1 rRNA gene is annotated in these 3,022 nt (G+C 49.0%); it reads left to right on the top strand.

The features are described from left to right. Positions 1-61 precede the first annotated feature (61 nt). A 23S ribosomal RNA gene (locus tag P2H89_RS35375) occupies positions 62-2,934 on the top strand. The last annotated feature ends 88 nt before the right edge of the window (positions 2,935-3,022 follow it).

Here is a 3,022-nt window from a genome sequence, read left to right on the forward strand (position 1 = left end):
AGCTCTTTGACATATTGGGATAAAAATAAGTTGTAAATGAACGAGTGATAGTAATAACTCTTTTAAAGCACTTAAGGGCGTATGGTGGATGCCTTGGCTCTGAGAGACGACGAAGGACGTGGTAAGCTGCGATAAGCTCCGGGGAGCTGCACACAAGCATTAGATCCGGAGATTTCCGAATGGGACAACCCAATACACTGAAGGTGTATTACTCCGCAAGGAGAGTCAACCCTGGGAACTGAAACATCTAAGTACCAGGAGGAAAAGAAAACAATCGTGATTCCCTAAGTAGTGGCGAGCGAAAAGGGAACAGCCCAAACCGGTGTAGCGTGCTGCACCGGGGTTATAGGACCTCATTTAGAAAGCAACATCAAGCTGAACCTTCTGGAAAGTTGGACCATAGCAGGTGATAGTCCTGTAGGCAGAAATTGTTGTGGACGAGAGGTATCCTGAGTACGGCGGGACCGGAGGAATCCTGCCTGAATTTGCCAGCACCATCTGGTAAGGCTAAATACTCCTCAGAGACCGATAGTGAACCAGTACCGTAAGGGAAAGGTGAAAAGCACCCTAAACAAGGGAGTGAAATAGTACCTGAAACCGTACGCCTACAAGCGGTCGGAGCCTGGCAACGGGTGACGGCGTGCCTTTTGCATAATGAGCCTACGAGTTACTCCTCACTGGCGAGGTTAAGTACTTAAGTTACGGAGCCGTAGCGAAAGCGAGTCCGAATAGGGCGACTAGTCAGTGGGGGTAGACGCGAAACTTTGTGATCTATCCATGAGCAGGTTGAAGGTGTGGTAACACACACTGGAGGACCGAACCCGTTAGCGTTGAAAAGCTCTGGGATGACTTGTGGATAGGGGTGAAAGGCCAATCAAACTGAGAGATAGCTCGTTCTCCCCGAAATGTTTTTAGGAACAGCCTCGGATATTAGGTTTGACAGAGGTAGAGCTACTGATTGGGCTAGGGGGCTTCACCGCCTACCAAACCCTGACAAACTCCGAATACTGTCAAATTAGTCCGGGAGTGAGGCTGCGGGTGCTAAGATCCGTGGCCGAGAGGGAAATAACCCAGATTAGCAACTAAGGTCCCTAAGCGTATGTTAAGTTGATCAAACGAGGTGGGACTTCTATAACAGCCAGGATGTTGGCTTGGAAGCAGCCATTCATTTAAAGAGTGCGTAACAGCTCACTGGTCGAGAGGTCCTGCACGGAAAATAATCGGGCATCAAACATACCACCGAAGTTCTAAACTCTAGCAATAGAGTGGTAGGGGAGCATTGCCATCTGCATCGAAGGTGTTCGGCGACGAATGCTGGAGCGTTGGCAAACGAAAATGTAGGCATAAGTAGCGATAAAAGTAGTGAAAAACTACTTCACCGTAAGACTAAGGGTTCCTGATCAACGTTAATCGGATCAGGGTTAGTCGGGTCCTTAGGCAAAGCCGAAAGGCGCAGCTGATGGAAAACTGGTTAATATTCCAGTACCTGCTTTAGTTCCGATGGGGTGACGAGGTAGTGAAAGATCCGCGGGGCAACGGATGTTCCCGTTAAAGGGTGTAGTTATATTTTTCCCAGGTAAATCCGGGAGAGATGGCGAACCTGATAGTACTCAGAAGCTTCGGCTGAAGAGATAGTGATCCTAATCAAACCTCCGAGAAAAACCTCTAAGGTGTGGCTAAAGCAGCCCGTACCGCAAACCGACACAGGTAGTCGAGGCGAATAGCCTAAGGTGCTCGGGTGAGCCGCGGAGAAGGAACTAGGCAAATTGATGCTGTAACTTCGGGATAAAGCATACCACAGTGATGTGGTCTCAGTAAAATGGTTCAACCAACTGTTTAACAAAAACACAGGGCCCTGCAAAATCGTAAGATGACGTATAGAGCCTGATACCTGCCCGGTGCTGGAAGGTTAAGGAAGGATGTTCGGCGCAAGCCAAAGCTTCTGACTGAAGCCCCAGTAAACGGCGGCCGTAACTATAACGGTCCTAAGGTAGCGAAATTCCTTGTCGGGTAAGTTCCGACCTGCACGAATGGTCTAATGAGTTGAACGCTGTCTCCTCCGCGAGCCCGGCGAAATTGTAGTATCGGTGAAGATGCCGGTTACCCGTCACGGGACGGAAAGACCCCGTGAACCTTCACTACAACTTTGCATTGATTTTGAGCAAACAATGTGTAGAATAGTTGGGACGCTTTGAAGCGGTGCCGCCAGGTGCCGTGGAGCGGTCGTTGAAATACCAACCTTTGTTTGCTTAGAGTCTAATCCCTTCCGGGAAACAGTGCATGGTGGGTAGTTTGACTGGGGTGGTCGCCTCCTAAAAAGTAACGGAGGCTTGCAAAGGTTCCCTCAGTACGGTTGGTAATCGTACGCAGAGCGCATTAGTATAAGGGAGCTTGACTGTGAGACAGACAAGTCGAGCAGGGGCGAAAGCCGGCTAAAGTGATCCGGTGGTTCTGCATGGAAGGGCCATCGCTCAAAGGATAAAAGGTACTCCGGGGATAACAGGCTGATCTTTCCCAAGAGCTCATATCGACGGAAAGGTTTGGCACCTCGATGTCGGTTCGTCACATCCTGGGGCTGGAGAAGGTCCCAAGGGTTCGGCTGTTCGCCGATTAAAGTGGCACGTGAACTGGGTTCAGAACGTCGCAAGACAGTTCGGTCCCTATCTGTGATGGGCGTTAGAATATTGCGTGGACATGACCTTAGTACGAGAGGACCGGGTCGTACGGACCGCTGGTGTATCTGTTGTGCCGCCAGGTGCAATGCAGAGTAGCTACGTCCGGCCAGGATAAACGCTGAAAGCATCTAAGCGTGAAACCTTCCACAAGATGAGTATTCTTTTAAGGGTCGTCGGAGACTACGACGTTGATAGGCTACAGATGTAAAACTGGTAACAGTAAAGTCGAGTAGTACTAATTACCCGTACGCTTTAATTTTTTTAATCAATTTTGTAAGAACAACATTGTTAATATCTGTTGCTCTCATTTACAACTTCCCAATATGTAACTTATTGACTGGATATAA

It is taken from the genome of Paraflavitalea sp. CAU 1676 (assembly GCF_029223285.1).
Lineage (GTDB): Bacteria > Bacteroidota > Bacteroidia > Chitinophagales > Chitinophagaceae > Paraflavitalea.